The sequence below is a fragment of the Streptomyces sp. x-19 genome (assembly GCF_046549115.1).
In the GTDB taxonomy this organism is placed as follows: Bacteria; Actinomycetota; Actinomycetes; order Streptomycetales; family Streptomycetaceae; genus Streptomyces; species Streptomyces albulus_C.
Map to the genome: position 1 here is coordinate 1 of NZ_JAJPWK010000031.1, position 26,011 is coordinate 26,011.

Consider the following 26,011-nt stretch of genomic DNA (forward strand, 5'->3'; position numbering starts at 1 on the left):
AGGCCCCACACCCGTCACCCACCACACACCGAAGCCCCACCCCTCACCACCCCCGCCGAAGGCGAAACCCACCACGGCGGGAGAGCCGACAACGTACGCGGGCCCCCGCCGAAGGCGAACGGCGGGAGAGCCGACAACGTACGCGGGCCCCCGCCGAAGGCGAACGGCGGGAAAGCCGCAAACGTACGCAGCGCCGCCGGCTACCCCCGCTTCAGGACGACGACGTCCCCCGCAGCCCCCACCACGACGTACCCGGCCCGCGGATGCCGTGCCTGCGCGTCGGCCAGGACCTGTGCGGGCGTTCCCCCGTCGCGGAGTTGGGCCGCGACGTAGTCCGGCACCAGTCCGCGGGTGTCGCCGGTCCAGTAGACGCGGGTGCGTCCGGTGAGGTGGCTGAGCGGGCGGACGTCGGACTCGACGCTCGCGCCGTCGGGTATCCGGTCGAGGAGCCGTTCCGCCGCGGTCGCCGACGGGGGCGTGCGGTAGGTGTCGGCCTCGGTCAGTCGTGCCAGCGGCAGCGTGGTGGTGAGCGCGAGGGCGGCGGCCAGGACGGCGGCGGGCAGGTGGTGGGCGTACGAGCGCAGCCAGGGCCGGCGGGAGGCGAGGGCCCGGGGGAGGACGTCGACGAGGGCGAGGAAGACGACGGGCATCAGGACGGCGCTGTAGTGCCAGTCGGTGCCCCAGTAGTGCGGTTCGTGGGAGAGGAAGCGCCAGCCGAGGGTCGGTGCGGCCACCAGCAGCAGTGGGGAGCGCAGGGCGAGCAGTCCGGTGGTGGGCAGCAGGGTCCACAGCAGGGTGCGCAGGGCGACGTCGAGGGGTATGGCGGGGCCGGCGTCGCCGTTGCCGCTGAGTTTGTTCCAGTAGTCGTACGAGCCGGAGCCGTTGAAGGCGGGTATCAGGAGGCCGAGGGTGACGGCGGTGGCGGTGATGCCGAGGGCGACCAGGGCGAGCGGCAGCGGTCCGGGGCGGCGGGAGCGGATCAGGCAGAGCGCTCCGATGGCGGCGGCGGTGACGCCCAGGTCCTCCTTGACCAGGACGAGCGGTGCGGCCCAGCACACCGCGGTGTTCCAGCGGCCGCGCAGTGCCGCTTCGAGGGCGAAGGCGATCAGCGGGACCGCGAAGGCTATTTCGTGGAAGTCGAAGTCGACGGCCCGTTGGATGCCCCAGGACAGGCCGTAGGCGAGGCCGAGGGCCAGTCCGCGCCGGCGGCCCAGGTGGTGGGCGGCGGCGCGGGTGACGGGTATCGCGGAGAGCGCGAACAGGGCGGCCTGCGCGGTGAGCAGGGTCAGGGGTGAGGGCAGCAGCCGGTAGAAGGGGGCGAGCAGCACCAGGATGGGGCTGAAGTGGTCGCCGAGGATGTTGGTGCCGGGGCCCTTGAGGTCGACGACGGGTGCCTGGAGGTGGGCGTAGCCGCGGATCGCCTGCTCGAAGATGCCGAGGTCCCAGGAGATCGTGGACAGGGTGCGGTAGCGCCAGAACGAGAGCACGGCGAACGCGAGGAAGAAGAACCCGGCGGTCCAGTACGGGTCGAGGCGCGGGGCGCGGAGCGCGGCGAACCGGGATGCCGGGTCGGGGGCGGACGGCGGACCGGACGCGGTGGCGGTGCCGGGGGAGGGCCCGGAGCGGTCGTCCGCCGTGGTTGCTGCGGCCGTGTCCATGGGCATCCTCACTCTCGATTTCCGAAAAGATATCCGAACCGGGAGGCGGGCCGGTCCGGCGTTCGCCGGCCGGTCCGCCCCCTTGTTCACCTGTCCCGCAACCCTGTTGACACGCTCTTCGGATTGGACGCCCCACGTGATACCGACCGTCACTTCCGCCCGCCGCCCGGCCCCACGCCTCGTCAGCGCCGCCGCCCTGGCCGCGCTGTTGACCGTCGCCGGCTGTTCCGGCCACGGTGCCGGGGGAGGCGGTGGTGCGCACTCGGGGGCGGACCCGTCCGCTTCCGCGGGCGGCGACGGGCGGTCGGGGGCGGCGGGCAGTGCGCTGCGCACGCTGGACTCGTTGGCCGTCAAGCGCTCCGGGACGAAGGACGGTTACGCCCGGGACCGGTTCGGTTCGGCCTGGGCGGACACTGACGGCAACGGCTGCGGCACCCGTGACGACATCCTCAAGCGGGACCTGCGCGGCACCGCGTTCCGGGACGCGAAGCAGTGCGTGGTGGTGTCCGGGACGCTGCCGAAGGACCCGTACACGGGGAAGTCGCTGCACTACCAGCGGGGGCGCAGCACCGTCGACATCGACCACGTGGTGGCGCTGTCGGACGCCTGGCAGACGGGCGCGCGGCAGTGGGCGGGCCGCAAGCGGGTGGCGCTGGCGAACGATCCGCTGAACCTGATCGCGGTGGAGGCGTCGGCCAACCGCAGCAAGAGCGACGGGGACGCGGGGGACTGGCTGCCCCCGTACGCGGGTTACCGCTGTACCTACGTCGCGCGGCAGGTGGCGGTGAAGAAGAAGTACGGGCTGTGGGTGACCCGGGCCGAGAAGGACGCGATGGCGAAGGTGCTCAACTCCTGCCCGCGGCAGGCGCTGCCGAGCGGGGGGACGCCGACGGAGGCGCCGGCGCGCTTCACGGCGAAGTAGCCGCCGGGAGGCGGGGAGGCGGAATGGACGGCCCCCGGGCCCGGAGTCGCGCGCCGCGCGGTCCGGGCCCGGGGGCCGTCGGTCGTCCTGCTCCGCGTCCGTCCGGTGGGATCGCCGGACGGGCCGCTTCGGTCAGCTGGTCGGCAGCTTCCAGTGGACGCCCTGCATGTCGATGTCCGGGGCGACCTCGACGTCGAGTTCCTTGGCGGTGGGCGGCGCGTCGAAGGCGACGTCCACGGTGGCGGTGGCGCCCGGGGCGATCGAGCCGTCGAAGCCGATGCCGATCTTGCCGTCGATGATCTGCTCCGCCTTGCGGCCGTCGGCGCCGGTCTTCGCCTTGATCTGGGTCAGCGCCGGGTTGAAGACGGCCTTGCCGCTGTTCTTGATCTGGACGGTGACCTTGTACGCCTTGTTGCCGGCGGTGTGGCCGGAGACGATCTCGCCGACCGTGTACGGGGAGAGCTTGGCGACGCTCACCTCAAGGCCCTTGTCCGGGTAGGTGGCCGCGTCGCCCGGCCCGTAGGGCTTGTCGCCCTTGCTGCCGTCCTTGGGCTGCGCCTGTGCGCCGTTGACCTGCTTGTTGATCTCGTCGACGGCCTTGTTCACGGCGAACACGGTGACGACGATCCCGACGATCGCCAGGATCATGGCGAGGGCGCCGAGGATCGTGCCGGTGAGCGCCACGCCCTTGTTGGTGGCCTGGCCCTTCTTGACCCGGCTCAGGCCGACGAAGCCGAAGATCAGCGACAGCAGTCCGAGCGGCCCGGCCAGCCAGAACAGGATCATCGGGATGCCGCTGAGGGCGCCGATGATGCCGAGGATCAGGGCGGTGACGCCGAGGCCGTTGCGGGCCGCCTGGTGACCGGGGGCCGGCATGCCGGGCGCCCCCTCCGGGACGGGCTGGTACTGCATCTGCTGGGACATGCGAAGGGGCCCCTTCCGGGCGCTGGACTGCGTTCCGTCGAATCGGTGGGTCAATAACAACAGAGGCTGTGAATCGAGTCAACACGAATTCACGAAATGCAGTTGTTCACGGCGTGAAGGGGTTCGTTCGTAGTGCATGGGTATGCTCGTCGACACAGGGGGCACGCAGAAGTCACGGGGTCATCGGGACGGGAGCCACACAGGTGCCGGAGCAGGCGACGGACGACAGCGCGGACCGCGGCGCTACGGACACCCGCGCGAGGAGCGGGACGGACGGCCGCCCGACCGAGGTGACCGCCGCCGGCATCGCCCGGCTCGCCGGTGTCGGCCGGGCCGCGGTCAGCAACTGGCGCCGCCGCCACGCCGACTTCCCCAAGCCCGTCGGCGGCACCGAGACCAGCCCCGCCTTCGCCCTCCACGACGTCGAGCAGTGGCTCCGCGACCAGGGCAAGATCGCCGAGGTCCCGGCCCGCGAACGGGTCTGGCAGCAACTCGTCGGCCACCCCGCCGGCGCCGCCGCCGCGCTCCGCCAGGTCGGCGCCGTCCTCCTGCTCGTCCACGAACGCCCCGCCGCCTGGCGGCAACTCCGCGCCGCCGCCGCCGACACCGAACTCACCGGCGTGCTGCCCGCACTGCTGGAGTCCGTGCTGGCCGCCCGGCTCGGCCCCGAGCACCCGGTGCGCGGTCTGACCCGCGCGGCCCTCGCCCGCTCCGCCGATCTCGTCCGCGCCGCCGGCGACCTCGCCACCACCGACGGGCCCGCCGCGGCCTACGCCTTCCTGCTCGGCCGCCACCTGGACACCAACCCCCGCCAGTACACCCTGACCCCGCCCGGGCCGGCCGCCCTGATGGCCGAACTCGCGCACGGCGACGGCCCGTCGGCCACCGTCCTGGACCCGGCCTGCGGCGTCGGCGGACTCCTGGCCGCCGCCCGCGAGCACGCCGTCGGCGACGCCGCGGCGGACACCGGCGGGGCCCCGGACGCCGCGCCGCCCGCCCTCCACGGGCAGGAGGCCGACCCCGACCTCGCCGCCCTCACCGCGCTCCGGCTCGCCCTGGAGGCACCCGGCGCCGCGATCCGCATCCGGGCCGCCGACACCCTGCGCGCCGACGCCTTCCCGCAGCTCGCCGCCGACGCCGTCCTGCTCCACCCGCCGTTCAACGAACGCAACTGGGGCCACGACGAACTCGCCTACGACCCGCGCTGGGAGTACGGCTTCCCGGCCCGCACCGAATCCGAACTCGCCTGGGTCCAGCACGCCCTGGCCCGCCTGCGCCCCGGCGGCACCGCCGTCCTCCTCATGCCGCCGGCCGCCGCCTCCCGCCGCTCCGGCCGCCGCATCCGCGCCGACCTGCTGCGCCGCGGCGCCCTGCGCGCCGTGATCGCGCTGCCCGCCGGCGCCGCCCCGCCCAACAACGTCCCCCTGCACCTGTGGGTGCTGCGCAAGCCCGGCGGCCCCACCCCGCCCGTTCCGCACCTGCTCGTCGTCGACACCGCGGCGGCCGCCCCGAAGCCCGAGCCGGGCACCGCCCCCGCCGGCGGCCGCGACAAGCTCGACTGGCAGACCGTACGGGCCACCGCCCTGGACGCCTGGCGGGACTTCGACCGCGACGGCGGCATCGAGGAAGTGCCCGGCGTGCGGCGCTCCCTGGCCGCCATCGACCTGCTCGGCGACGACGTCGACCTCGCCCCCGCCCGGCACCTCCCGCCGCCCGCCGCGGCCGGCGGCCCCGCCGAACTCGCCCGGGTCCACGACCGCCTCACCGCGACCCTGGCCCGCACCACCGAACTCACCCCGCACCCCGCCCCGGACGCCACCGCCGCCGAACCGCCCGCCGCCCGCTGGCCGCTGACCACCGTCGGCGAACTCGCCCGCTCCGGCGCCCTGGTCCTGCGCGCCGGCGGCCCCGGCACCGCCGGGCCCGAAGGCGGTCCCGCGGTCCTCACCGACCACGACGTGATCGGCGGCCTCGCCCCGTCCGGCACCCTCCCCGAGACCCCCACCGGCACGTCCCCCGAGGAGCCGGTCCTCGTCCAGGAGGGCGACGTGATCGTCCCGGTCCTCGGCGGCGGCACCACCGCCCGGGTCGTCGACGAGGCCACCGCCGGCGCCGCCCTGGGCCGCAACCTCGCCCTGCTCCGCCCCGACGCCGCGGCCCTCGACCCGTGGTTCCTGGCCGGCTTCCTGCGCGGCACCGCCAACAACCGGCAGGCCAGCAGCTACGCCTCCACCGCCACCCGCCTCGACGTCCGCCGCCTGCAACTGCCCCGGCTCCCGCTCGCCGAACAGCGCCGCTACGGCGGTCGCTTCGCCGACCTGGCCGCCTTCGAAACGGCCCTGCGGCTGGCCTCCCGGCTCGGCGAGCAACTGGTCCAGGGGCTGCACGACGGGCTGACGGACGGGTCGGTCGCGCCCGACTGAGCCGGCCCGGCGGGGGCCGGCGGATTGCCCGGGGCAATCCGTACAACCCTGCACACGCGATCAGCGTCGTATATACGCTCGCAAGGCACGTGCGCGCCCGGTGGACCCGCCGGCGGCGCACGCGGCCGCCGGCGGGCGCACCACCCCGTTCGAGCGGAGTCGATGGGGGAGACCCGGCCCCCGGCCACGAACGATGCCTCAGGAGCAGTGATGCACGGCCCAGTCCCGGCCCCGCGGCCGCACCGTCCCCCGGCGCGCGGAACGGTCCTCGCGCTGCGGGTGCTCTTCGTGGCCGCCACGGTGCTCAGCCTGGGCTTCCTGGGCTGGGCCGCGATGCTGCGGGCCGCGATCGTGCAGCGCCGGCCGCTGGGCTGGTGGCTCTTCGCCGGCCAGTTGGCGCTGTTCATCGGCACCAGCGTGCTGATCGTCAGCTTCCCGGAGACCGACTGGCGCACCAACCTGGGCGTGGCCCTCCTGCTGCTCCAGATCGCCGGGGTCGTCGCCTACTACCTCGTCGTCGACCTCCGTGTCGCGCGCCTCCAACCCGCCGGGCCGGTCCCGCCGACCTACCCCGCCGGCGCCTTCCCGCACCCCTACGCGCCGCCGGGCGGCGGCGCCTTCCCCCCGCACGCCCCGCGGTACGCCCAGGAAACCCAGCCGTACGCCGCCGCGCCCCCGGGACCGGCCCCCGCCCCGGTCAACCCGTACGCCACCACCGCCACCGGGCTCCCCCCGCAGCAGCCGCTGCCCGCCCACCCGGCGCCGGCCCCGCAGGGCCCCGCGCACCGCCCGCAGCCCCAGCGCATCGACCAGGTCCGCGCCGAACTCGACGAACTCAGCGACTACCTCCGCAAGGAGGGCGGCCGGTGAACGGGCGGGTCATCGCCGACCGCTACGAACTCTCCGGCCTGCTCGGCCAGGGCGGCATGGGCCAGGTCTGGATCGGCTACGACCGCCGCCTGGACCGTCGGGTCGGCGTCAAGCTGCTCCGCCCCGACCGGGTCGCCGGCACCCCCGACGGCGAGGAGATGCGCCGCCGCTTCGTCCGCGAGTGCCGGGTCACCGCGCAGGTCGACCACCCCGGACTCGTCACCGTCCACGACGCCGGCAGCGACGGCGAGGACCTCTACCTCGTCATGCAGTACGTCGACGGCGCCGACCTCTCCGACCACCTCGCCGAGCACGACCCCTACCCCTGGCCCTGGGCGGTCTCGGTCGCCGCCCAACTGTGCGCCGTGCTGGCCGCGGTGCACGCGGTGCCGATCGTCCACCGGGACCTCAAGCCCCGCAACGTCATGATCCGGCCGGACGGTTCGGTCGTCGTCCTCGACCTGGGCATCGCCTCCGCCCTGGACACCGACACCACCCGCCTCACCCACACCGGTTCGCCCATCGGCAGCCCCGCCTACATGGCGCCCGAACAGGCCATGGGCGGCGCCGTCGGCCCGTACACCGACCTCTACGCCCTCGGGGTGCTGCTGCACGAACTCCTCAGCGGCGAGGTCCCGTTCGCCGGTTCCACGGCCCTGGGCGTGCTGCACCGTCACCTCCACGAGGAGCCGGTCCCGGTCCGCCGGCTCCGCCCCGACGTGCCCGAGGAACTCGAAGCGCTCGTCCTGCACCTGCTGCGCAAGGACCCCCAGGCCCGACCCGCCGACGCCCAGGAGGTCTACGCGGCCCTCGCCCCCCTCCTGCCCACGTCCACCGGCGGCCCGCGCGCCCCGCTGTCCCCCATGGACCCCACCCGCCCGTTCTGCCAGCCGCACGCCCCCTGGCCGACCCGCTCGGCCGCCCCGGCGCCCGCACCGACCCCGACGGTGCTGGCCACCCCGCGCGTCCCCGAGGCCGCGGGTGCCGCCGCGACGCCCGCCCGGGCCGTCCCTGACCCCCGCGCCTCCCTCGCCGGCAACGCCCCGTGGAGCGCACTGGGCCCCACCCCCGCCCGGCCCGCGGTCGCGGCCGGGCCTGGTGCCGGCGTTACCGACGTCCGCGCCCCGGCCCCCGCCGGCCCGGACGTCGCCGCCGCCGTCGACGAGGTCAAGCACCTCCTGGACCAGGGCCGGATCACCCGCGCCGTGGACATCCTCGGCGGCATCCTGCCGGCCGCCGCCGAACGCCACGGCCCGCACTCCCCGGTCGTCCGCACCCTCCGCAAGCAGTACGCGGCCACCCTCATGGACGACGGCCAGTACCGCCGCGCCCTGCCCGAACTCCGCCTCCTGGCCGAGGAGTACGCCAAGGAGTCCGGCGCCGGCGCCACCCGCCAGGCCCTCCAGTTCCACTACGACGCCGCCCAGTGCCTCGAACAACTCGGCGAGGTCGCCCGGGCCCTGGAGGAGTACCGGTCCCTCCTGCCGTACTTCGAGCACTACGCCGACGACCCCGTCCGCCCGCTCGAAATCCGCCGCTCCATCGGGCACCTGCTGCTGGCCCAGGGCGAACAGGGCGCCGCCAAGGAGACCCTCTCCCGCCTCCTCTACGACGCCGAGCGCCTGCACGGACCGCACCACCCCTTCCCCACGGAGATCCGCCGGACGCTGTACTGGCTGGGGCAGATGCAGGGGTGACGCCGCGCGCGGAGGGCGCGGCGGCGGGCCGCGGTGGGCCACCCGGGCGGGCCGCCCGCCGCCGACCGGAACCGACCCCGGCGCAGCTCGTTGGCCGAAGCAGTGGCCTGGGCCACGCCGACTCCCTAGCATCGATCATTCAAGGTCGTCACTAGGTCGCAAGTAGGTCGTCACTCCGTAAGAGGTCGTCACTCCGTCGCACGATCCGATCTGCCGGGAGGCCACGTGCTCCGTCGTAGGACAGCGCTCTCCGTTACCGCCGCCGCCGCTCTGCTGGCCGCGACCCCGTTGCTCACCGCCTGCGGCACCGACGCCCACCCCGGCGCCGCCGCCGTCGTGGACGGCAAGCGGATCACCGTCGCCCAACTCCAGTCCCGGGTCAAGGACGTCCGCACCGCCCAGGCCACGTCCCCCCAGGGCAAGCAGCTGATCGCCAACACCGGGCGGCTCAGCCTCGCCACCCTCAACAGCATGATCTTCGACCGGGTGTTGGACCGGGCCGCCGCCGACGCCGGGGTGCAGGTCACCCGCGCCGACGTGCAGAAGGGCCGGGCGGCGGCCGAGGAGCGGGCCGGCGGCGCCGCCCGCCTCAAGACGATGTGGCTCCAGCAGAGCATCGCCCCCGACGAGATCGACACGGTCGTCCGCAACCAGCTCCTCCTGGACGGCCTCGCCAAGCACCTGCACGCCGACCGCGCCCGCCCCGACGGGCAGCAGAAGCTCGTCCAGGCGCTGTCGAAGACCTCCCGCGACCTGCGGGTCGACGTCAATCCGCGGTTCGGCAAGTGGGACGACCAGGAAGTGATCCTCGGCCAGACCAAGGAGCCGTGGATCGTGCCGGCCACCGCCCACCCGCAGCAGGCGTAGCCGCCGGGCCGCGGCGGGCGGCCGGGGCGCTGTCAGCGGCGTGCGTTACGTTCGTTTACGTGAACGCTGACGCCGCTGACGCCACTCCCGCCGCCGGTCCCGGCGCCGCGCCCCACCCCGAGGGCCCCGGCACCGGCCGCCTGGTCCTGCTCACGACCAGCCACCGGGTCGCCCCCGGCCTGCTGTCCTGGCCCGCCTGGCAGGTCCTGCGGGCCGCCGACCGCGTCCTGTGCGCCGACCCCGACCACCCCCAGCTGCCGTACCTCCGCGAGGCCGGCGTCGTGGTGGAGACCGCCGCCCCCACCGCCCGCGAGCTGGTCGACGACGTCGTCCCCGGCGACCGCACCGCCGTCGTCCTGACCTCCGCCGACGGCGAGAGCGCCCTCACCGACGGCCTGGCCCGCCTCGCCGGCTCCGGCCGCGAGACGATGCCCGACCTGGAGCTGCTGCCCGGCTCCTACGACCTCCCCGGCGCCCGCCTGCTCGACCTCGTCCAGGTCATGGACCAGATCCGCGCCGAGTGCCCCTGGAGCGGCATCCGCACCCACCGCGACCTCGCCAAGTACGCCATCGAGGAGGCGTACGAGCTGGTCGAGGCCATCGAGGAGGGCGACCGCGAGGCGCTGCGCGAGGAGCTGGGCGACGTCCTCCTCCAGGTCGTCTTCCACGCCCGGATCGCCCACGACGACCCCGACGAGCCGTTCTCCGTCGACGACGTGGCCGGCACCCTCATCGAGAAGCTGCTCCACCGCCACCCGCACGTCTTCGGCGACGAGTCCGCCGAGACCCCCGAGGACGTCAAGGCCCACTGGCTGCGCACCAAGGCCGAGGAGAAGCAGCGCGCGTCGATCACGGAGGGCGTCCCGCTGGCCCAGCCCGGCCTCGCCCTCGCCGCCAAGCTCGCCTCCCGGGTCCGCACGGCCGGCCTGGACGTCCCCCTGCCGTCCGGTTCCGGGATCGGTTACGAACTCCTCGCGCTGGCCGTCCGCGCCGAGTCGGAGGGCGTCGACCCGGAAGCCGCCCTGCGGGCCGCCGCCCGCGCCTACCGCGACGCGGTGGTGGCGGTCGAGGGGGGCGGCGCTTAGTGGTCGGCTCCGGAAGTCCTACGGGTGTTGGCTCCAGAGCTGATGTCGTGCGTGGCGTTCGGTCAGATGTCGGGGGCAAGGTAAGGGTCGCGGGCGCAGTCGGCTGATGGCGTCTTCCTCGTGTCGGCTTCTTGAACCGAACGGGCCTGGGTACCGTCCTATTAATTCCTAGGATAGTAGGGGGAGTTGAGATGACGGGTGTTGAGGTAGCCGTCGGGGTCTTATTCGCCTGGGCGGTGCAGAAGGCCAGGCGCGTGGCCGGGCGGGCCGATGCAGAGGTCGACCGGGCGCTGGACTCGGCGATGGACGAACTCCATGACCTGGTGAGCGCGCGGCTGGGCCAGCAGCCCGCGCTGCTGGAGCTGACCGCCGAGGCCGCAGAGCAGGCCGAAGAAGCCGGAACGGAAGAGGCCGCCGTGCCCACCGGCCCCGTCCGGCAACGGATGCAGCGCGCACTCACGGACGCGGCCGAGCATGACGCGGACTTCGCCGCGGCTCTGGAGCGCGCCGTCCAACAGGTGCAGGATGCCCGGAACGGCACGGCCGGTCAGGCGACGGCGGAAGGCGCCGGAGCCGTAGCCGTCAATGGCACCGTCAACGTCACCGCCCAGAACGGGGGCGCAGCTGCCATGACCATGGGGAACGTGACGCTGAACCCTCCGCAGCCGGGCCCGCAGCACGGCTGAGCGCGCCCGGCGTCCGCCAAGCCACCCGGGCCGCGCAAGCTCCTGAGGCCACACAAGACGCGCTCCCACACGTCCCCGGAGGGAGCGTCACCCACGCCACGAACGGCGGAGTGGCGGTCGGGCACGCCGAACACGTCTCCTACGTTCGCAAGCTACGCCGCGCGCGGGTCCTGCTAGCCGTGGTGCCCGTTATCGCGGTGGGTGGCACATACTTGGCCATCAGGCTCGCGCCGCACCAGTCCACCCCCGGAGACCGGCCGCCGGCGCAGGGACCACTGTCTTCCTCGGCGTCGCCCTCGCCGTCCCCGTCGGCCTCTGCCGCGTCCCGGTCCCCCGAAACGCCCTCCCCCTCGCCCGCCACGCCCGCGCCAGGCCCGCACGGCACCGACGGCCCGGCACCGACGCTGCCGCAGCCGCCCGCGCCGACGGAAACGCCGAACCCCACCCCCGGCGGCGGCTCGAACGGGCACTCCAATCCGACAAGACTGTCCCCGGGTTCCAGCTCCCACCTGGAGAACGTCGCGGCCCGCAAGTGCGTCGCCGGTGACGGCGCCTTCCTGTCCATCGGCTCGTGCGGTGCCAGCTATGTGTATACCTGGAAGCTACTCCCCACCGGAGGCGACACTTTCGAGCTGGTTAATCGAGCCAGTGGCTCCTGCCTGACGGCGCCCCAGGTCAACAACGTCCAAGCCAGCCTCACCCCCAACTGCAGCTCCGGCAACAACCGCTGGCGCATCGACACCACGTCCGCGGCAGGCCAGACCGTGAAGAGCGCCGAGACCGATCACTGCCTGGAGATCGACTCCCCTTTCAGTGCCGCCATGGTGATGGTGACCACCTGCAACAGCGACGATCCGAAGCAGTTGTGGAGAGGCGGTGGGGCGGGCTAAGTGGTCGGCTCCGTAAGTTCTTCGGGGGTTGATCACGTTGCCCGTCCGACAGAGGATTCTTCCTGGTGGTCGGCGGTGTGCCGGTCGAGCCTGGCCAGTAGATCGTCCAGGTCGGAGGTGGTGAACTTCCACTGAACGGCTGTGCTGTGGCGTTGTAGCGGTCGGCGAAGGCTCGGAGCCGCTCCCTGACCTGAGCGAGTCGTTGAAGTCGTTGGGGTGGAGGACCTTGCGCTGCACGACGGAGAAGTAGATCTCCACTTGGTTCAGCCAGGAAGCGTGCACTGGGGTGTGGATCAGCACCGCGTTCGGGAAGGCGGCCGATCGGTCGGCCGCCTTCTTGCCGCGGTGGGAGGAGCCGTTGTCCACGCCCCAGAACACGCGTTTCGCGCTGGCGTAGGGCTCGCGTGTCATGGCCTGGGTGACCAGGTTCGTGAACGGGTCGATGCCGGTGGTCTTCTCACAGCGGCCGAACACCTTCGCGGCGTGGACGTCGTAAGCGCCAGGTAGGCACCACCTGTGCGCGCGCCCGCAGCCGGTGCTCGGTCTTGTGGCCGTAGGCCATCGTCTTCAGCCGCGCGCGTTCGGCGGCACTCGGGGCTGTCGGACAGGCAGTGAGGAGGGGCATGGCGGGTGAGCCGACACGGGCAGGCACTCGGCGAGCAGGTCGATGACGTCGCGCCAGGCTCGCTGTGCGTGCCGTGGGTGGTAGCCGACGCCGGGGACCACGGGGTGGTCGACCGGCGGGTGGTGGAAGGCGTGCAAGGCGCCGCCGTAGACCGCGAGGCGCCAGTCGACGCCCGCGGCCTGCATCTCGGCGGTGAACGCGTTCCGTTGCGCGGGCGGCATGATCGGGTCTTCCGACCCGACCCCGGCCCACACCGGGCAGCGAATGCGCGCCGCCTCGCCCGGTCGGCCCGTGATAGTCGCGTTGACCGTCCCGATCGCGCGCAGGTTGACGCCGTCGCGCCCGAGTTCGAGCGCTACGGCGCCCCCGGTGCCGTAGCCGACGGCGGCGATCCGGTCGGGGTCGGTCCGCGGTTCGGCGCGCAACACGTCGAGCGCCGCGTGGCCGATGCCCCGCATCCGGTCGGGGTCGGCGAGCAGCGGCATGCAACGGGCCAGCATCTCCTCGGGGTTGCCCAAATAGCGCCCGCCGTGAAGGTCGAAGGCCAGCGCCACGTATCCCAGCTCGGCGAGAGCATCGGCCCGGCGGCGCTCGACGTCGCTGAGCCCCATGCCCTCTGGCCCGAGCAGCACCGCGGGCCGGCGGTCGGCACCGGCCGGGAGCGCGAGGTGCCCGATCATCGTCAGACCGTCGGCCGGGTACTGGACCGTGCGCGTGGTAATCGTCGTCATGCGACGGGACAGTAGTGATCGTCGAGTCCGGTCGGGCCGCTGTTCTGCCGCTGGCAGAACAGCGCGGGTGCCCCTCTGAAATGCGGCGGTGGCTCACAAGATCCGTCACAACCCCCGTTCCCACGGCAGCACCTGCCCCGGCACCACGCACGACACAGGTTCCGGAGCCAAACCCCCGAAGGATTTACCGAGCCGACGACTTGGTACCACGTGGGCTGTCCCGCCCGGCGAACGTGCTGGTCCACCGGGCGGGACCCTTCCCTCACCGCGCCGCGGTGGCGCGGCACCCTTCGGGGGAGCGTCCGCAACGCTCCCCGCAGGGCGGACCGGGCGGGGCCGTGCGGCGAGCCGGTCGGCTCAGACGGAACGCGTCCCGTCCCGCTCGGCGGTTGCCCGGTCGGGGGAGTCGTAGGCGGGCGCGGGGAGCCGGGCGCCCCGGCTGACCGCGATCCGCCGCACGTTGCTGAGCGAGGCGGTCAAGTCGCTGGTCAGCAGGTGGATTTCGCCCGGCGTCCAGCTCCGTTCGCGCAGGACGTCCCGGGCCTCCTCGATGAGTTCGGCCGCCGCGTCGAGCTGTTCCGTCTCGACCCGGTCGGCCATGCGGGAGACGTATCCGGTCCCGTCGCTGCCGAGGAGATAGCAGGGCTTCCCTTCCAGGCTGCTCCATGGCAGAAGTCGCCCGTCGTGCAGGAGCCGTCGCTTAGGCTCGGTCATGTCGTCAACCTCCTGGGGTTGGTGACCACGCCCTCGGGCCGGTGCACGCCGGTCGCGAGGGTCTCTGCGTTTCTTCACGCTGTGTGGTCGTTCCCTCACAGGATCAAGCCCGCTGTGGCTAGGCTGCTAGTGGGGCGAGCCCGACAAAGCAGCCGTCAAGCAGGGGAGTTCAGCCCATGGAGAAGGAACGCAAGCCGCGCACGCCCAAGGAGAAGTACGGGCAGGAGTTGAGGATCCGCCGCATCGCAGCGGACATGACGCAGGAGGCGCTGAGCGAGCGGGTGGTGTGCTCGCCGACGCTGATCAGCCATTTCGAGGCGGGGAGGCGGATCCCGAAGCCGGATGACGCACAGCGGATCGACCGAGCGCTGGGAACGGACGGGTTCTTCGTTCGGTGGTTGGTGGATCTGGAGTCGAAGTACGCCGACTACTTCGCTTCTGCGGCGGAGTTGGAAAAACTGGCCAAGCTGATCCAGCAGTTCGCGCTGTCGTTGGTACCCGGAATGCTTCAGACAGACGACTACGCGCGGGCGGTATTCGCTGCATACCGCCCTAACCACACACCCGAAGAACTTGACGACGAGGTAGTCACTCGAACACAGCGTGCCCGGATTCTCGACGGGCCGTTGAAACCGGTGGTCTGGACGATGCTTGACGAGTCCGTGTTGCGGCGCCGCGTCGGCGGCGCCCAGGTCATGGCCGAGCAATTGCGCAAGATCGCGGGCCTGGCCGAGTCAGGGCGGCTGCGGTTGCACGTGCTGCCGCACGGTGTTGGTGCGCACGCGCTCATGGACAGCGATCTCACGCTGATGAGCTTCGAGGACTGTGCCCCAGTGGCGTACGTCGAAGGCTTTCTGACCGGCAACTTGATGGACGACCCGGCGCTGGTGGCCGCCAGCCAGACCGCTTACGCTCTAGCTCTGAGCGACGCGTTGTCGCAACAGGAGTCACTGGCCCTCGTCAAGGCCGTAGCGGAGGAATACGCACATGGTCAGCAGTGAGCACGCTGTCTACGACTCGTCCACGCTCAGCGGCTGGTACAAGTCCAGCTACAGCGGCGGCAATCAAGGCAACTGCCTTGAAGTAGCTCGCGGCCACGCCACCATCCCCGTCCGCGACAGCAAGCGCCCCACTGGCCCTGCGCTGGCCTTCTCCCCTGGGAGCTGGTCGGCGTTCGTGACGGCCGTCGCGCGTGGGGAGTTCGGCGCCTGAGGCGCCTCGTCAGCCCGTAGCGGAGGAACACGCACATGGTCAGCAGTGAGAGCACCGTCTACGACTCGCCCGCGCTCACCGGCTGGTACAAGTCCAGCTACAGCAGCGGAGACACCCCCCAAGGCGACTGCCTAGAGGTGGCTCGCGGCCACGCCACCATCCCCGTCCGCGACAGCAAGCGCCCCACCGGCCCCGCGCTGACGTTCTCCCCCGGAAGCTGGTCGGCGTTCGTCTCGGCCGTCACGCGTGGGGAGTTCGGCGTCTGAGGCGTTCCGCTGCGCATGTCGCCACCAGGGCCAGCGCCACGCCGGCGCCCAGCGCGCACACGCCGCCCCAGCCGCCCAGGCCCCAGACCATCGAGGTGAGGGCGGAGCCCACTGCGCCGCCGGCGAAGTAGCTGGTCATGTAGGCGGAGTTGAGGCGGTTGCGGGCCTCGGGGCGGACGCCGTAGACGAGGTTCTGGTTGCTGACGTGGATCGCGTGGGCGGCCAGGTCCAGGACGATCACGCCGGCCAGGAGGGCCGCCAGTGACCAGGCGCCGCCCGTGCCGCCGGCCGCCAACAGGCCCCAGGAACCCAGCAGCAGGACCGCGCTGACGCCGGTGACGCGGTGCGCCAACCCTCGGTCCGCCAGGCGGCCGGCCGTCGAGGCCGCGAACGAACCGGCCGCGCCGACGAGTCCCAGCAGCCCGATGGTCGACTCCCGCCAGCCGTACGCGGGCCCGGACAGCAGGAACACCAGCGCCGTCCACAGGACGCTGAAGCCCGCGAAGGTCAGGGCGCCCAGCGCGGCCCGCCAGCGCAGCACCGGCTCCTGCGCGAACAGCGCCAACGTCGAGCGCAGCAGGGCGGGGTAGCGCAGTCCGGCGGTGGTGCGGAGGGCGGGCAGGCGCAGCCGCAGCAGGAGCGCGATCAGCAGCATCAGGGCGGCGTTGATCCAGTAGACGGTGCGCCAGCCGCCGACCTCGGCGAGTAGTCCGGACGCCGTGCGGGCCAGCAGGATGCCGAGCAGCAGTCCGGTCATGAGGGTGCCGATGGTCCGGCCGCGTTCGGCGGGGGCGGACAGGGTCGCCGCGAACGGCATGACGACCTGGGCGGCGACGGAGGTCAGGCCGGTCAGGGCGGTGCCGGCGAGCAGCAGCGTGCCGTTCGGGGCGCTGGCCGTCACGGTCAGGAAGACGGCGGTCAGGGCGCACAGGGTGACCGCCAGTCGGCGGCGTTCCAGCAGGTCGCCGAGGGGGGCGAGGAGCAGCAGGCCGAGGCCGTAGCCGGTCTGGGCGACGGTGACGACCAGCGCGGCGGTGCTGGTGGAGAGGCGGAGGTCGTGGCCTATGACGTCCAGGAGGGGCTGGGCGAAGTAGTTGCTGGCGGCGGAGAGGGCCGTGGCGACGGTCATCAGGAGCAGGGTGCCGCGGGTCAGCAGGGGTGTCGTCGGGGCCTCCGCTGCGGGCCCCGGAGCGCCTCCGGGGCGCGCCTGCGGTCCGGTCGTGGGGTGCGCGCCGTGCGCGGCTTCGTTCATGCGGCCCAGCGTCCCGCCGGGATCATCGATCGGTCCAACGCATAGTTTTCATCGCATCGATCGTGGAACGCGATCGATGGCGCGGGGCGGCGGGTGCCTACGATCGCGCGCATGGAGCTCCAGCAGATGCGGTATGTCGTCGCGGTCGCCGAGACCGGTGGGTTCACCCGGGCCGCGGAGCGCTGCCACGTGGTGCAGTCCGCCCTCAGTCACCAGATCGCCCGGTTGGAGAAGGACCTGGGGGCGCGGCTCTTCGACCGGACCAGTCGCAGCGTGCGGCTGACCGCCGCCGGGGAGGCGTTCCTCCCGGTCGCCCGGCAGGCGTTGCAGGCCGCGGAGCGGGCCCGAGCGGAGGTGGAGGCGGTCACCGGGGAGGTGCGCGGGCGGCTGGCGGTGGGGGCGATCTCCACCGTGGGGGCGGTGGACCTGGCCCGGGAGCTGGGCGCGTTCCGCACGAAGTACCCGAAGGTGCGGATCAGTCTCCAGATGGAGATGAGCGATCCGCTGATCGAGCGGGTGCGGGCGGGCGTGCTGGACGTGGCGTTCGTCGGGCTGGTGCCCGGGGCGCGCGCGGTCGGCGTGCGGGAGGAGGTGCTGGCGCGCGGGGAACTGGTCGCGGTGGTGCCGCCGGAGCACCCGTTGGCCCGGCGGGAGTGGACGACGCTGGCACGGGTCGCGCGGGAGACCTTCGTCGACTACGCGGAGGGCTCGGCGGCGCGGCGCCAGCGGGAGGAGGCGTTCCGGGCGGCGGGGCTGACGACGCAGGTGGCGTTCGAGGTGACCACGGTCGAGTTCCTGGCGGAGCTGGTCCGGGCCGGGCTCGGCATCGGCATGGTGCCGGAGGTGTCCGCGCGGAAGCTGACCGGGCTGCACCTCGTGCGGGTGCGGCCGGCGCCGGTGCGGACCGAGCGGGTGGTGTGGAGCGGGTTGGGGCCGTCGCCGGCCGCGGCGGCGTTCCTGGCGGGGCTGGGCGTCCAGACGGGGTGACCTGCTGTGTTGCGTGGGGCGGGTGCGGCACCGGTTACGGTCGAGAGGTGCAGCAGACGTCCGACGCCCGCCAGGAGAACCGGTCCGACTCCCACCCGGAGGCCCGGCCCGAAGCCCGTCCGGCGGGTGATCCGCCCACCGGCTGTCCGGTCGCCGCGTCCCCGGCCGCCGCCGGCCCGACCCCCGCCCTCTTCTCCTGGGAGTTCGCCGCCGATCCCTATCCGGCGTACGCCTGGCTGCGCGAGCACGCGCCGGTGCACCGGACCCGGCTGCCCAGCGGCGTCGAGGCGTGGCTGGTCACGCGTTACCCGGACGCCCGGCAGGCGCTGGCCGACGCCCGGCTGTCGAAGAACCCGGTGCACCACTCCGAGGCCGCGCACGGAAAGGGCAAGACCGGCATTCCGGGCGAACGCGGCGCCAACCTGATGACGCACCTGCTGAACATCGACCCGCCGGACCACACCCGGCTGCGCCGCCTGGTCTCCAAGGCGTTCACCCCGCGCCGGGTCGCCGCGTTCGCGCCGCGCATACAGGAGCTGACCGACCGGCTGATCGACGCCATGATCGAAAAGCAGCACGGCGCACAGCGGGGGAGCGCGGACCTGATCCACGAGTTCGCGTTCCCGCTGCCGATCTACGCGATCTGCGACCTGCTCGGCGTCCCGCCCGAGGACCAGGACGACTTCCGGGACTGGGCCGGCATGATGATCCGGCACGGCGGTGGGCCGCGCGGCGGCGTCGCCCGGTCGGTGAAGAAGATGCGGGCGTACCTGGCCGAGCTGATCCACCGCAAGCGGGCCGACCTCGGCGACGACCTGATCTCCGGGCTGATCCGGGCCTCCGACCACGGCGAGCACCTCACGGAGAACGAGGCCGCGGCGATGGCCTTCATCCTGCTCTTCGCCGGCTTCGAGACCACCGTCAACCTCATCGGCAACGGCGCCTACACCCTGCTCCGCCACCCCGCCCAGCGCGAACTGCTCCAGAAGTCGCTCGCGGTCGGCGACACCGAACTGCTCGGCACCGCCGTCGAGGAACTGCTCCGCTACGACGGACCCGTGGAGCTGGCCACCTGGCGGTACGCGACCCGCGCGCTGACGCTCGGCGGGCAGCGGATCGCCGAGGGGGACCCGGTGCTGGTGGTGCTGGCCGCCGCCGACCGGGATCCGGCGCGGTTCGACGAGCCGGACGTGCTCGACCTCACCCGGCGTGACAACCCACACCTGGGCTACGGGCACGGCATCCACTACTGCCTCGGTGCCCCGCTGGCCCGGCTGGAAGGGCAGACCGCGTTGGCGACCCTGCTGACCCGCCTGCCGGACTTCCGACTTGCGGTGGAACCGGATGATTTGCGCTGGCGTGGCGGGCTCATCATGCGCGGACTGCGCACCCTGCCGGTGGAGTTCACGCCCGAGCCGTCCTGACCGGGCGCCATCCCGTAATTGACACTTCGTCAGCTGCGTAACCATTGCGTGATCTCCGCTACACCGGCTTGTGACTGCCCGTGACCCCGGTTACCTTTCCACCGACGATCGGGGCCGGCCCCGGGATGCCGCCCGGTGTCCCCGCCGACACCGGTCCGACAACTCAACCGCCGCGCGAAAGGCAACCGCATGCGTTCCGGGAACGGCCGACACCGTCGCCCCAGACAAGCACCGGCCATCTTTGTCACGGCAGGAGTGACCGGCGCGGGCCTGGCCCTCCCGCTGTTCACCGCGGGCGGCGCCCACGCGGCCGACGCGTCCACCTGGGACCGCGTCGCGCAGTGCGAGAGCGGCGGGGTGTGGAGCTCCGCCACCGGCAACGGCTTCTACGGCGGCCTCCAGCTCACCCAGGAGATGTGGGACGACTACGGCGGCTCCGCCTACGCCTCCCGCCCCGACCTCGCCAGCCGCGCCCAGCAGATAGCCGTGGCCGAGGCGATCCTCGACGACCGGGGCCCGGACGCCTTCCCCAGCTGCGCGGTGAAGGCCGGGCTGACCAAGGGGGGCCGCAAGCCCGCCGTCGACCCCGGCGCCACCACCCGGCCCGCGCCCCGCCCGACCCACGGCCACACCGGCACCGGCGACCCCTCCGACGCGGCCGGGGACCAGGGCGAGGCAGGTCCGGGCAGCAAGACCCCCGCACCGTCCGACGGTGACTCCGCCGGTTCCGGCACCGGCACCGACGCGGGTGCCGACGCCGGCACCGACGCCCCGGACGCGCCCCCGGCGACCCCGGACCCGACGGACTCCCCGTCCGCCACCCCCGCCCCGTCCGACTCCGCGACGCCGGGCGACTCCCCGTCGGGCACGCCGTCCGACCCGGCGGACCCCAGCACCCCCACGTCCCCGTCCGGCTCCACCGGCTCCACCGGCCCCGACCGGCCCGCCGAGCCCGGCACGCCGCCCGCCGCCGGCAAGCACCGCGGCACGCCGGACGACGGCGCGGCCCCCGCGGAGGACCGGGACGGCGGCAGCGGCCGGCACGCCTCGCGCGGCGGGGAGACGCCCCGCACGCCCCCGGCGGAGACCGGCAGCTACCGCGTGCGCGTCGGTGACAACCTGTCAGCCATCGCGGACCGCCATGACCTGCCGGGCGGCTGGCCCGCGCTCTACCACCGCAACCAGGGCGTCATCGGCGCCGACGCGGACCTCATCCACCCCGGCCAGTTGCTCGATCTCGGCCGGACAGAGGGGTAGTTACCGGCAGTTCGTCGTTTTTCGCGGCGTTCCGTAAAAGTGAGATATGGCTCTCGTTGCGGGGGGCGGACCCCGGTTCGCCCCCCGTTCTCATACCGGTGCCGACCTGCGGAAATGACCACCGCGATGATCAAAAACGGTCAACTTGGTTCAGAAGATGGGGTTTGAACACCAACGGGATTACTGATTACGGTCAGGACCGCTCGCCAAAGCGGGCCCTTCGATCGCACGCCGAGTCCTGCCGGCGGTCGGAGTCGACGACGCGCAAGCGCCGAAGGCAGGAGCGGGGGACCCAAGGTAAGTGCCGGCCCCGCCCGTGAAGACGGGTCAGCCGGCTTGGGGTGAAGTCGCGTGTCCAGTACACGCGGCCGGGCAGCTCACACGGCCCGAACCCGACAGCTCACCTCGTAGGCGTCGGTGAGAAAACGAACGCACGATGCTGATCAACAAGGGCAAGCACCGCCGCAGCTCCAAGGCCGTCCGCGTCGCCACCCTGGCCGGTGTCGCCGGCGCCGCCGTCGCCGTCCCGCTGATGGGTGCCACCTCCGCTTCCGCCGCCTCCGTCGCGACCTGGGACAAGGTCGCCCAGTGCGAGTCCGGCGGCAACTGGTCGATCAACACCGGTAACGGCTACTACGGTGGCCTGCAGTTCTCGAACTCCAGCTGGGCCGCCGCCGGTGGCACCCAGTACGCGGCCCGCGCCGACCTGGCCACCAAGTCCCAGCAGATCGCCGCCGCCGAGAAGCTCCTCGCCATCCAGGGCCCGGGTGCCTGGTCCTGCGCCGGCGCCGGCAACCTGACCTCCGGTGGCCCGGCCGCCAACGTCGACCCGTCCGGCGGCGCCACCGTCAAGAAGAGCCAGGGCGCCTCCGAGGCCCGCAAGCAGACCGAGGGCACCACCAAGAAGTCCGCCCCGGTCCGCGAGAAGGCCGAGAAGGCCCAGCCGGCCCCGCAGCAGTCGCAGCGCTCCGGCGACACCTACACCGTCAAGGCCGGCGACACCCTCGCCAAGATCGCCAAGGCGCACGGCACCCACTGGAAGGCGCTCTACGCCGCCAACAAGTCCGTCGTCGGCGGCAACCCCAACCTCATCTTCCCGGGCCAGAAGCTCAGCATCTGAGCCGTCCCGGTTGCCCGAGAGAGCTGCCCCGCCGCGGCGCGTACCCCCGAGCGCGCCACGGCGGGGCTTCTCCGTTCCCGGGCCCCGGAAACCCGCCGTGGTCCGGCCGCCCCGCCCGGATTGACCGCGGCGCCCGTCCTGACGTGCACCGATCGCCGGGCCTCGCCGACGGCCCGGCGCGACGTTCCCCGCTCAGCGAACATTGCCCGTAAACCTCCCGTGAACTGGGCTTTTAGCCTGCTTGTTGGGGTTTTTCGTCCCACGGAGCGGGCCACAGGCGAGCGGATCCGTCCGGGGCCGTTAGGCTCATGCCGAGAACTCCAGACACCCACGAAGGAGACAACGTGCCGTCCATCGACGTCGTCGTAGCCCGCGAAATTCTCGACTCGCGAGGTAATCCCACGGTCGAGGTCGAGGTCGGCCTCGACGACGGCAGCACCGGCCGTGCCGCTGTGCCGTCCGGCGCCTCCACCGGCGCCTTCGAGGCCGTCGAGCTCCGGGACGGCGACCCCAACCGCTACCTCGGCAAGGGCGTGGAGAAGGCCGTCCTCGCCGTCATCGAGCAGATCGGCCCGGAGCTCGTCGGCTACGACGCGACCGAGCAGCGGCTGATCGACCAGGCGATGCTCGACCTGGACGCCACCGACAACAAGGGCTCGCTGGGCGCCAACGCCATCCTCGGCGTCTCCCTCGCCGTCGCGCACGCCGCCTCCGAGGCCAGCGACCTGCCGCTGTTCCGCTACCTCGGTGGCCCGAACGCGCACGTGCTGCCCGTCCCGATGATGAACATCCTGAACGGCGGCTCGCACGCCGACTCCAACGTGGACATCCAGGAGTTCATGATCGCGCCGATCGGCGCGGAGTCCTTCTCCGAGGCGCTGCGCTGGGGCGCCGAGGTCTACCACACCCTCAAGAAGGTGCTGAAGGCCAAGGGCCTGGCCACCGGCCTCGGCGACGAGGGCGGCTTCGCCCCCAACCTCGGCTCCAACCGCGAGGCCCTGGACCTGATCCTCGAAGCCATCAAGGAAGCCGGCTACGCCCCCGGCCAGGACATCGCGCTCGCGATGGACGCCGCCGCCTCCGAGTTCTACAAGGACGGCAAGTACCAGTTCGAGGGCAAGGAGCGCTCGGCCGCCGAGATGACCGAGTACTACGAGGAGCTCGTGGCGGCCTACCCGCTGGTCTCCATCGAGGACCCGCTCTTCGAGGACGACTGGGCCGGCTGGAAGGTCATCAACGACAAGCTCGGCTCCAAGGTGCAGCTCGTCGGCGACGACCTCTTCGTCACCAACCCCGAGCGCCTGGCCCGCGGCATCGAGGAGGGCTCCGCCAACGCCCTCCTGGTCAAGGTCAACCAGATCGGTTCGCTGACCGAGGCCCTGGACGCCGTCGAGCTGGCCCAGCGCAACGGCCTCAAGTGCATGATGTCGCACCGCTCCGGCGAGACCGAGGACGTCACCATCGCCGACCTCGCCGTCGCCACCAACTGCGGCCAGATCAAGACCGGCGCCCCGGCCCGCTCCGAGCGCGTCGCCAAGTACAACCAGCTGCTGCGCATCGAGGAGATCCTCGACGACGCCGCGGTGTACGCGGGCCGTTCCGCCTTCCCGCGCTTCAAGGGCTGACCACGCCCTGACGCCGTCGGCGCCCCGCGCCCGCACGGCAAGCAGCACCGCACCGTCCGGCCGCGCCCCCGCGGGTCCGCCCCAGGACCCGACGAGGGGCACGGCCGGGGCGAAGCACACCGTCCCCGGCACCGGTCCCGTACCGTTGCCGGGGACGTACGTCATGACGACCGCCGTGACGACGTCGGGACGGACGGAAGCTGAAGGGGAGGCGAGGCGACGTGCCCGCGGACCGGTTCTCCACCGCGACCCGGCTCAAGGCGCTCGGCGAACAGGCCGCCGCCCGTGTCCACCGCGCCAAGCGGCGCCCCCGCCGCAACCGCCTCACCGGCCGCGCCGCCCTGTTGGCGCTGGTGATGTGTTCGCTGGTGGTCGCCCTCGCCTACCCCATGCGGCAGTACATCTCCCAGCGCTCGGACATCGCCGACCAGCGCCGCAAGGCCCAGGACGCCGCCGCCGCGCTCGACCGGCTGCGCGACGAGAAGGCCCGCTGGCAGGACCCGGCGTACGTCCGGCAGCAGGCCCGCCGCCACCTCCACTACGTCATGCCGGGCGAGACCGGATACGTCGTCCAGGACGGCTCCGGCGTCCGCGCCGCCCCCAAGGAGGCCAAGGCGGCCCAGCGCCCCTGGTACGACAAGCTCTGGAGCGATGTCGACGCCGCCGACACCGCTGACGCCGCGGGACCCGCCGCCACGATCGGGCGGTAGCCCCCGACGGCCACGACCGGCGAGACTGTACGCGCGGGCCCGCACGCGGTCGCGCGGGACGCCACCGGTCTCCCGCCGCCGCCCGGCCCCGCCGCCACCCACCTCCGGCCCTGACCGAAAGCGCACATGGACACCCCCCCGCCCCAGACCGAGCCCACCGAGCCCACCGCCGCGGACATCGCCGCCTTCAAGGACCAGCTCGGCCGCCCGCCGCGCGGCCTGCGCACCATCGCGCACCGCTGCCCGTGCGGGCAGCCGGACGTCGTGGAGACCGCACCGCGCCTGGAGGACGGCACCCCCTTCCCCACGCTCTACTACCTCACCTGCCCGCGGGCCGCGTCCGCGATCGGCACGTTGGAGGCCAACGGCGTGATGAAGGAGATGACCGAGCGACTGGCGAACGACCCCGAACTGGCCGCCGCCTACCGCGCGGCCCACGAGGACTACATCCGTCGGCGGGACGCCATCGAGGTGCTCCAGGGCTTCCCGAGCGCGGGCGGGATGCCCGACCGGGTCAAGTGCCTGCACGTGCTCGTCGGCCACTCGCTGGCCGCCGGGCCGGGCGTCAACCCGCTCGGTGACGAGGCCCTGGCGATGCTCCCCGAGTGGTGGCGCAAGGGCCCCTGCGTGACGCCCTGCGCGGAGCCCGCCCCGGGCCCCGCGCACACCTCCGAAACCCGGCCGGACGCCGCCGACGGCGACCGCCGTCCCGAAGGAGACGCCAAGTGAAGCGGGTCGCCGCCATCGACTGCGGTACCAACTCCATCCGCCTGCTGGTCGCCGACCTCGACCCGGAGACCGGTGAGCTGAAGGACCTGGACCGCCGGATGGAGATCGTCCGGCTGGGCCAGGGCGTGGACCGCACGGGGCGGCTGGCGCCCGAGGCGCTGGAGCGCACCTTCGCGGCCTGCCGGAAGTACGCCGCGGTGATCAAGGACCTGGGCGCGGAGCGGCTGCGGTTCGTGGCGACCTCCGCGTCCCGGGACGCGGAGAACCGCGACGAGTTCGTCCGCGGGGTGGTGGACATCCTCGGCGTCGAGCCCGAGGTGATCAGCGGGGACCAGGAGGCGGAGTTCTCCTTCGTCGGCGCCACCAAGGAGCTGACCGGCCACCCGCACATCGAACTCCCCTACCTCGTGGTGGACATCGGCGGCGGCTCGACGGAGTTCGTGCTCGGCGACCGTACGGTCCGGGCGGCGCGCTCGGTCGACGTCGGCTGCGTCCGGATGACCGAGCGCCACCTGGTCCACGACGGTGTGGTCTCCGACCCGCCCGCGCCGGAGCGGATCGCCGCGATCAAGGCCGACATCGCCGCGGCCCTGGACCGCGCCGAGGAGACCGTCCCGCTGACCGAGGCCGCCACGCTGGTCGGCCTGGCCGGTTCGGTGACCACCGTCGCCGCGGTCGCGCTCGGCCTGGACCAGTACGAGTCGGCGGCCATCCACCACTCCCGGATGTCCCGGGCCACGGTCGCCGAGATCACCGAGCGGCTGCTGACCTCCACCCACGCCGAGCGCGCGGCGATCCCCGTCATGCACCCGGGGCGGGTCGACGTCATCGCCGCCGGCGCCCTGGTCCTGCTGTCGATCATGGATCGGGTGGGCGCCGACGAGGTCGTCGTCAGCGAGCACGACATTCTGGACGGAATCGCCTGGAGCATCGCCTGACCGGCAGGTCGGTCAGGCCCCGTGGGCGGCGCCGCAACCGCCGTCCGCACCGCGGCTTTTGAGCGGGCGCGGCGCCGCCCGAGCGGGTTTCGGGGCCCCTGGAGGGGTCCCGGAAGGTCGTCCGGGAAGAAAGTTCGTGAAATCCTTCACATGAAAAACCCGCCTCCCGGGCGAACTGGAGGGCCATTCGACCCTCATTCGAAGGTCCAAGGACTCATCTGCCCGAAGAATGCGGGGTCTACGGTGGGTCTCCACCGTGTTACGCGAGTGCCCTCCAGGGCCTTGGTACGGCCCTTCACGAGGGGACAACCCCTGATCAACAGGGGTATCCAACGTGTCGCGTTATACCGTGGTTCCCCGAACGCGCTATGGCGTCGGTCACGGGGACGGCGGAGTGTA

At 72.9% G+C, this 26,011-nt stretch carries 24 protein-coding genes, 1 pseudogene and 1 riboswitch; of the genes and pseudogenes, 19 read left to right on the forward strand and 6 right to left on the reverse strand.

The features are described from left to right. Window positions 1-200 precede the first annotated feature (200 nt). Complete coding sequence (locus ACLJT4_RS37420) at window positions 201-1,658, reverse strand: DUF2079 domain-containing protein (protein WP_411129439.1); 1,458 nt, start codon at window positions 1,656-1,658, stop codon at window positions 201-203. A gap of 136 nt (window positions 1,659-1,794) precedes the next feature. Here ACLJT4_RS37420 and ACLJT4_RS37425 point away from each other — a divergent pair, with 136 nt between their 5' ends. After that, a complete protein-coding gene (locus ACLJT4_RS37425; protein ID WP_411129441.1) occupies window positions 1,795-2,580 on the forward strand; it encodes an HNH endonuclease family protein in 786 nt (261 codons plus the stop codon). A gap of 132 nt (window positions 2,581-2,712) precedes the next feature. Here the strand turns inward: ACLJT4_RS37425 and ACLJT4_RS37430 are convergent, their stop codons facing one another. Next, a complete protein-coding gene (locus ACLJT4_RS37430) occupies window positions 2,713-3,504 on the reverse strand; it encodes a DUF4190 domain-containing protein (protein ID WP_411129443.1) in 792 nt (263 codons plus the stop codon). 290 nt (window positions 3,505-3,794) lie between these two features. Between ACLJT4_RS37430 and ACLJT4_RS37435 the strand changes: the two genes are divergently transcribed. The 7 genes from ACLJT4_RS37435 (at window position 3,795) to ACLJT4_RS37465 (ending at window position 12,022) form a co-directional block, all read left to right on the forward strand. Further along, the gene (locus ACLJT4_RS37435; RefSeq protein WP_411129534.1) at window positions 3,795-5,927 is read left to right on the forward strand and encodes an N-6 DNA methylase; all 2,133 of its coding nucleotides are present in this window, start codon (window positions 3,795-3,797) and stop codon (window positions 5,925-5,927) included. Window positions 5,928-6,137: 210 nt separating this feature from the next. Beyond that, window positions 6,138-6,797, forward strand: a complete 660-nt coding sequence (locus ACLJT4_RS37440; protein WP_411129445.1) for a hypothetical protein — start codon at window positions 6,138-6,140, stop codon at window positions 6,795-6,797. Beyond that, window positions 6,794-8,494 (forward strand): protein kinase domain-containing protein, encoded by a 1,701-nt coding sequence (locus ACLJT4_RS37445; protein WP_411129447.1) that lies wholly within the window; start codon window positions 6,794-6,796, stop codon window positions 8,492-8,494. The genes ACLJT4_RS37440 and ACLJT4_RS37445 overlap by 4 nt, the downstream gene beginning before the upstream one ends. 225 nt (window positions 8,495-8,719) lie before the next feature. Continuing rightward, a complete protein-coding gene (locus ACLJT4_RS37450) occupies window positions 8,720-9,361 on the forward strand; it encodes a SurA N-terminal domain-containing protein (RefSeq protein ID WP_411129449.1) in 642 nt (213 codons plus the stop codon). A 59-nt stretch (window positions 9,362-9,420) separates the two neighbouring features. After that, window positions 9,421-10,446: a nucleoside triphosphate pyrophosphohydrolase gene (locus ACLJT4_RS37455; RefSeq protein WP_233658085.1), complete on the forward strand. Its 1,026-nt coding sequence runs from the start codon at window positions 9,421-9,423 to the stop codon at window positions 10,444-10,446. A gap of 191 nt (window positions 10,447-10,637) precedes the next feature. Then, the gene (locus ACLJT4_RS37460; RefSeq protein WP_411129451.1) at window positions 10,638-11,132 is read left to right on the forward strand and encodes a hypothetical protein; all 495 of its coding nucleotides are present in this window, start codon (window positions 10,638-10,640) and stop codon (window positions 11,130-11,132) included. A 212-nt stretch (window positions 11,133-11,344) separates the two neighbouring features. Beyond that, window positions 11,345-12,022 carry an RICIN domain-containing protein gene (locus ACLJT4_RS37465; protein WP_411129453.1) on the forward strand — a complete coding sequence of 226 codons (678 nt, stop codon included), beginning with the start codon at window positions 11,345-11,347 and terminating at the stop codon, window positions 12,020-12,022. A gap of 261 nt (window positions 12,023-12,283) precedes the next feature. Here ACLJT4_RS37465 and ACLJT4_RS37470 read toward each other — a convergent pair. From ACLJT4_RS37470 to ACLJT4_RS37480, 3 genes and pseudogenes are all read right to left on the reverse strand, one after another. Next, window positions 12,284-12,496 (reverse strand): annotated as a pseudogene (locus ACLJT4_RS37470) (IS630 family transposase); the annotation flags it as partial. Between the two features lie 93 nt (window positions 12,497-12,589). After that, entirely contained in the window at window positions 12,590-13,378 is a 789-nt protein-coding gene (locus tag ACLJT4_RS37475; protein WP_411129455.1) for a dienelactone hydrolase family protein, read from the reverse strand. A 357-nt stretch (window positions 13,379-13,735) separates the two neighbouring features. Then, window positions 13,736-14,092, reverse strand: a complete 357-nt coding sequence (locus ACLJT4_RS37480) for a hypothetical protein (protein ID WP_411129457.1) — start codon at window positions 14,090-14,092, stop codon at window positions 13,736-13,738. Window positions 14,093-14,268: 176 nt separating this feature from the next. On the opposite strand from ACLJT4_RS37480, the gene ACLJT4_RS37485 reads away from it, so the two are divergent. The 3 genes from ACLJT4_RS37485 to ACLJT4_RS37495 are packed head-to-tail and all read left to right on the forward strand — an operon-like array spanning window position 14,269 to window position 15,570. Then, entirely contained in the window at window positions 14,269-15,093 is an 825-nt protein-coding gene (locus ACLJT4_RS37485; RefSeq protein WP_411129459.1) for a helix-turn-helix domain-containing protein, read from the forward strand. After that, window positions 15,080-15,304 (forward strand): DUF397 domain-containing protein, encoded by a 225-nt coding sequence (locus ACLJT4_RS37490; RefSeq protein ID WP_411129461.1) that lies wholly within the window; start codon window positions 15,080-15,082, stop codon window positions 15,302-15,304. The genes ACLJT4_RS37485 and ACLJT4_RS37490 overlap by 14 nt, the downstream gene beginning before the upstream one ends. A gap of 35 nt (window positions 15,305-15,339) precedes the next feature. Continuing rightward, window positions 15,340-15,570 carry a DUF397 domain-containing protein gene (locus ACLJT4_RS37495; RefSeq protein ID WP_411129463.1) on the forward strand — a complete coding sequence of 77 codons (231 nt, stop codon included), beginning with the start codon at window positions 15,340-15,342 and terminating at the stop codon, window positions 15,568-15,570. Here ACLJT4_RS37495 and ACLJT4_RS37500 read toward each other — a convergent pair. After that, entirely contained in the window at window positions 15,545-16,822 is a 1,278-nt protein-coding gene (locus ACLJT4_RS37500; protein ID WP_411129465.1) for an MFS transporter, read from the reverse strand. The genes ACLJT4_RS37495 and ACLJT4_RS37500 overlap by 26 nt on opposite strands. A 111-nt stretch (window positions 16,823-16,933) precedes the next feature. Between ACLJT4_RS37500 and ACLJT4_RS37505 the strand changes: the two genes are divergently transcribed. From ACLJT4_RS37505 to ACLJT4_RS37540, 8 genes are all read left to right on the forward strand, one after another. Next, window positions 16,934-17,809 carry a LysR family transcriptional regulator gene (locus ACLJT4_RS37505; protein WP_233658091.1) on the forward strand — a complete coding sequence of 292 codons (876 nt, stop codon included), beginning with the start codon at window positions 16,934-16,936 and terminating at the stop codon, window positions 17,807-17,809. Window positions 17,810-17,856: 47 nt separating this feature from the next. Beyond that, complete coding sequence (locus ACLJT4_RS37510) at window positions 17,857-19,233, forward strand: cytochrome P450 family protein (RefSeq protein WP_411129467.1); 1,377 nt, start codon at window positions 17,857-17,859, stop codon at window positions 19,231-19,233. A gap of 255 nt (window positions 19,234-19,488) precedes the next feature. Continuing rightward, window positions 19,489-20,490: a transglycosylase family protein gene (locus tag ACLJT4_RS37515; RefSeq protein WP_411129469.1), complete on the forward strand. Its 1,002-nt coding sequence runs from the start codon at window positions 19,489-19,491 to the stop codon at window positions 20,488-20,490. A gap of 259 nt (window positions 20,491-20,749) precedes the next feature. After that, window positions 20,750-20,919, forward strand: a riboswitch (cyclic di-AMP (ydaO/yuaA leader). A 7-nt stretch (window positions 20,920-20,926) separates the two neighbouring features. After that, entirely contained in the window at window positions 20,927-21,610 is a 684-nt protein-coding gene (locus ACLJT4_RS37520) for a transglycosylase family protein (protein ID WP_275464361.1), read from the forward strand. A 308-nt stretch (window positions 21,611-21,918) separates the two neighbouring features. Further along, window positions 21,919-23,235: a phosphopyruvate hydratase gene (gene eno / locus ACLJT4_RS37525; protein ID WP_044376130.1), complete on the forward strand. Its 1,317-nt coding sequence runs from the start codon at window positions 21,919-21,921 to the stop codon at window positions 23,233-23,235. A 221-nt stretch (window positions 23,236-23,456) separates the two neighbouring features. After that, the gene (locus ACLJT4_RS37530; RefSeq protein WP_411129472.1) at window positions 23,457-23,945 is read left to right on the forward strand and encodes an FtsB family cell division protein; all 489 of its coding nucleotides are present in this window, start codon (window positions 23,457-23,459) and stop codon (window positions 23,943-23,945) included. Window positions 23,946-24,071: 126 nt separating this feature from the next. After that, window positions 24,072-24,674, forward strand: a complete 603-nt coding sequence (locus tag ACLJT4_RS37535) for a DUF501 domain-containing protein (protein ID WP_411129474.1) — start codon at window positions 24,072-24,074, stop codon at window positions 24,672-24,674. After that, window positions 24,671-25,612 carry an exopolyphosphatase gene (locus tag ACLJT4_RS37540; RefSeq protein WP_411129476.1) on the forward strand — a complete coding sequence of 314 codons (942 nt, stop codon included), beginning with the start codon at window positions 24,671-24,673 and terminating at the stop codon, window positions 25,610-25,612. The genes ACLJT4_RS37535 and ACLJT4_RS37540 overlap by 4 nt, the downstream gene beginning before the upstream one ends. Window positions 25,613-26,011: the final 399 nt, after the last annotated feature.